Annotated in this window: 5 protein-coding genes; 2 read left to right on the top strand and 3 right to left on the bottom strand. The window is 36.4% G+C overall.

The features are described from left to right. Window positions 1-94 precede the first annotated feature (94 nt). From WGMM_RS01285 to WGMM_RS06450, 3 genes are all read right to left on the bottom strand, one after another. Window positions 95-1,573 (bottom strand): UbiD family decarboxylase, encoded by a 1,479-nt coding sequence (locus tag WGMM_RS01285; protein ID WP_038248883.1) that lies wholly within the window; start codon window positions 1,571-1,573, stop codon window positions 95-97. A 95-nt stretch (window positions 1,574-1,668) separates the two neighbouring features. Then, window positions 1,669-2,742 (bottom strand): Fic family protein, encoded by a 1,074-nt coding sequence (locus WGMM_RS01280; protein WP_240991825.1) that lies wholly within the window; start codon window positions 2,740-2,742, stop codon window positions 1,669-1,671. A gap of 16 nt (window positions 2,743-2,758) precedes the next feature. Further along, window positions 2,759-2,911: a hypothetical protein gene (locus WGMM_RS06450; protein ID WP_007548541.1), complete on the bottom strand. Its 153-nt coding sequence runs from the start codon at window positions 2,909-2,911 to the stop codon at window positions 2,759-2,761. 333 nt (window positions 2,912-3,244) lie between these two features. Between WGMM_RS06450 and WGMM_RS01275 the strand changes: the two genes are divergently transcribed. Further along, window positions 3,245-4,003 (top strand): DsbA family protein, encoded by a 759-nt coding sequence (locus WGMM_RS01275; protein WP_038248877.1) that lies wholly within the window; start codon window positions 3,245-3,247, stop codon window positions 4,001-4,003. Between the two features lie 189 nt (window positions 4,004-4,192). Then, window positions 4,193-4,332, top strand: a 140-nt coding sequence (locus WGMM_RS05525; protein ID WP_240991826.1) for a DUF2460 domain-containing protein, incomplete at its 3' end; no start/stop codon positions are given.

Genomic DNA, 4,332 nt, shown 5'->3' with positions numbered 1-4,332 from the left:
GGATGACAAGAAGAGGGCACTGTGACGCACAATTATCAGTTAATGCGGCATTATAAAAAACGCCTAAACTTTTTTCTGTTTTTATGCAAGAAGTCTAGTCCATATATTCCTCCCACTTTTCCGTGACTTTTCTTACTATTTCCTCACTCATTTTAATTTTCTTTCCCCACTCTCGTTTGGTTTCGGGAGGAATTTTGTTTGTCGCATCAAATCCCAACTTACCTCCAAGTCCACTTTCAGGGGAAGCAAAGTCTAAATAATCAATAGGTACACTTTTTATCATGATTGTATCACGCACAGGGTCCATCCTCGTTGACATTGCCCACATTACTTCCTTCCAATCACGTACATTTATATCATTATCAACAACGATAATAAACTTCGTGTATAAAAACTGCTTTAGAAAAGAAAGTATGCCCATAACAATTCTTTTTGCCTGCCCTGGATAGGATTTTTTTATCGACACTATCGCTATTCTATATGAGCAACCTTCCGGTGGCAGATAAAAGTCCACTATCTCTGGAAATTGATTGATAAGAATGGGCACAAAAATTTCATTGAGTGCTTCACCAAGAATCGATGGTTCATCAGGTGGCTTGCCAGTGAAAGTGCTAAGATATATCGGGTTTTTACGCATAGTAATTGCAGTAATATTAAATTCTGGAAATTGCTCAACAGAATTATAGTAGCCAGTGTGGTCTCCATATGGTCCCTCATCTTGATATCTATCCAAACTCACATAGCCTTCCAGAACGATTTCCGCGTGAGCTGGCACTTGAAGTGGAATAGTCTTACAATTTACAAGTTCAAGCGGCTTCTTTCGCAGTAGTCCAGCAAATTGGTATTCTGACAATGTTTCTGGCACTGGAGTTACCGCAGCAATAATCGTTGCAGGATCACTACCGATCACAGCAGCAGCAGGAAATTTCATATTTTTTCCTTCTTCTTTCCATCGTTTATGGTGACCTGCTCCTCCACGATGCGCAAGCCAACGCATTAGAGTTGTTTTTTTATCTATGACCTGCATACGATATATTCCAAGATTGAAATTATCTTGTTTGTCTTTCGTAGGTCCTTTTGTCACCACAATCGGCCAGGTGATAAGTGGTGCAGGTTCATTTGGCCAGCATGTTTGAATGGGCAGTAGACTTAGGTCCACTTCATCTCCGGTTAGCACTACCTCTTGACATGGAGCCTTGATCACGACTTTACTTCGCATCGATAACACGACTTTCAACAAAGGAAACATTTTTATAGCATCCTTAAAGTTTTTTGGCGGCTCAGGTGATTGCAAAAATGCTAAAAGTTTACCAAGATCTCTTAGTTCATCAGGATTTATGTTCAACCCCAATGCAATCCTCTTAATAGTACCAAATAAATTCACCAAAACAGGAATCGAATTTTTACCATTTTCTGTGACAACATTTTCAAAAATGATCGCTGGCCCTTTGTTTGACAAAACCCTACGGTGAATTTCTGTCATTTCAAGAACTGTTGAAACTTTCTCCTTAATTCTAATCAGATTCTTTTTTTCTTCTAAGGCTTTGACGAAGTCGCGTAAGTTGTTGTACATATTCCAGTTTTTAAAATTTTAAGTTTACATTTAGTTTTCAAGCACTTTATTGAAATTTGACCTATGCACTACTTTCCTGCCTAGCGAGCTTTCAGTTAATTTGAGATCAAATCCTCATATTGCTTACTAAGTTTGTATTTCCTTCCTCTATTGGAAAAATCTACAATCTTGATAAACCCCATTTCCACCCACTTTTTACAAAGTTGCGCACTGGTACGAGGCTTAAAATTAAATAGTTCGCCAACCTGACTAGCTGTAATAGCGGAAAACTCCTGGAAGAGCTCAAGAGCTTTGCGTTGTTTAGGATCAAGCTTACGTATAAGATCAGTCTGATCAGCGTGGTATTCTTCTTTATTTGTACGTTGTAAAACGTTCTCAAATGAATTTGCCATACCTTCTACGAAATACTCCACCCACTTAGTAATATCTGCTTCAGCTCGTCCCATGTAATAGTTGTGCGATGGACCTATACTGATTGCTTCATAATACGCTCCTAGATTCTTAGCATAATATTCTTCCAATGAATAAAGTCCTTTTAGGTCATACCCACCAAGGTGTAAAATTAATGTAGTCAACAATCTTGCAGTACGACCATTACCGTCATAGTAAGGGTGAATTGTTACAAATTGATAATGCGCAATACCTGCAATAATTGGGCAAGGCACTTGCTCACTGTTACGAATCCAATCAATCATACTGCTCATGAGCTTTGGTACATCCTTTGCTTCAGGTGGCATATAAATTGTTGCACGTGTAAGACTATCGCGGATAACATTTTGACCATCACGATAAGGTGTTGATTTTATTTTAGATTTTCCACTTGCTATTACTAGAGCATGTAGTGTTTGAACAGCTTTCTCAGTAATGGGTATTCTCCTTGCTGCCCATTGTTCAACTTGAGTTAAAGCTGCATAATATCCTTTAACTTCATTTTCATCTCTCCTATATTTTGGAAAGTGGCTTTTACCACTTAAAACCTCTTCAATCTGTTTAGGTTCAAGTCGATTTCCTTCAATCATAGTAGAATAGTGTGTGGTATAAAGCCGTGCAGTTTCACGAAGAGACAAAAGCATTGATACAGTGAGCGGCAAATGTAACACTTTTTCTTTTGCTCCTTCAATCCTTATAAGACAACTAGCAATTTTAGAAGTAATCGTATAATTCGGCATCGGCATAATATCTGCATTACATTACTTCTATATTATGCTGATAAAATGCAGATAATACAACATTTACACGACGCCGACCATAAACAGCAATAAATTCGGCTGATTGAGAAAGAAGTTTGTCTTGTAGAATAGCTATTTCTTTTTCTCTGCCAATTATTGGTTCACTCATATGTTTATTCCGCGGAGTTTGTTGAAATTATACACAGCGGAATAAAATTATCAACTTTGTTTTACCGCCGTATTTACAGCGTGGCAGTAAAAGATAGAGCATCTCATAATTGACTATTCTGGAGGTAGTTTTGTCACTTGCATCACCAAGTCTTCTGATGAACTTTGTGGTAATGTGCTTGAGTTTTATTGTGTAAAGTTTGCATTTGAGGCAAAACTGGTTATAAAATACACTTGATACAAATGTTTTTATATATTAACATTAGATGCTTCTTTTAATATACAGATAAATGTGTACTAAAAGTTTTATGTTGTAGGTTTTTAAATAAATTGTATGTCTAGAATATCGTTTTTATTAATTTTAATAATAGCAATAGCAAGCTTGCCGATAATAAACAATTGGCTTTCAAATCGCAGCCAAATGCTAAGCGATGATTATATAGGTGAGAAATTAGATAATTATATAAGCAGAAATTTTGATAAGATCGTAAAAACTCTCAAAGAGGAGTCGATTAAAAGTAGTTACACTGCTCGAGATAATGTAACCAAAAGTAAAATTTCACAATACAAGGATCAAATATTTGACCTTACTTATCCTTACTCCGGAAATGAAAATAGTAGTGTTATAGCTGTAGGCTTCCTTGACTATTCTTGTGGACATTGCAAAGCTATAAAGAATGATATAAAGCAGTTAATTAACGACGGCAAAATTAAGTATATCTTTAGGGATGCTCCAATACTTGGTAACGCTTCTTTAAAGGCAGCAAAAAGTGCTTTAGCTGTCTGTTTTCTCGATAAAGAAAAATATTTCGATTTTCACCATGCTGCTTTAAGTCACAAAGGAGAATTTTCAGACGAAAGCATATTGGATATAGTGAAAAACATAGGGATTGATGAGGACGATTTTAATGATTCCATAAAAGATAACGCGGACAAAATTGAGCAAATGATAAACAACAGTAGGCTTCTAGTAAGAGATTTGGGAGTAGGTGGTACACCTTTTTTAATAATTGGAGATAGCCTGTTTGTAGGAGCAACTGATTTGAATGTATTACGCAAAAAAGTAGATGAATTAAGTCACAAGCAAGGCTAGTTACAGTTTGCCATAAAATTTTATTTTTTGCTTGACAACTCAAATGAACCTGAGTATAGTAACTGCGGGTGTGACAGCAGTTTAACTTAGTAGTCTCATCCACTTTCCATAGCGTCATTTACTATGTGAAACGCTTTCAAATTACAACATTTTCTTCAACCAAACTATTTTGCTTTCACAGGAGGGTATATGTCATTCACAGAAATTAGATTTCCAGAAAATATATCTTATGGTTCCACTGGAGGACCGGAATTTTCCACTGACGTTGTAACAACTCATAACGGTTGTGAACAGCGCAACATCAATTGGTCTCATGCACGCACTAGATA

Origin of the sequence: Wolbachia endosymbiont of Glossina morsitans morsitans, assembly GCF_000689175.1 — a bacterium.
GTDB lineage: Bacteria > Pseudomonadota > Alphaproteobacteria > Rickettsiales > Anaplasmataceae > Wolbachia > Wolbachia pipientis.
This window is presented reverse-complemented; position numbering and strand designations above follow the sequence as displayed.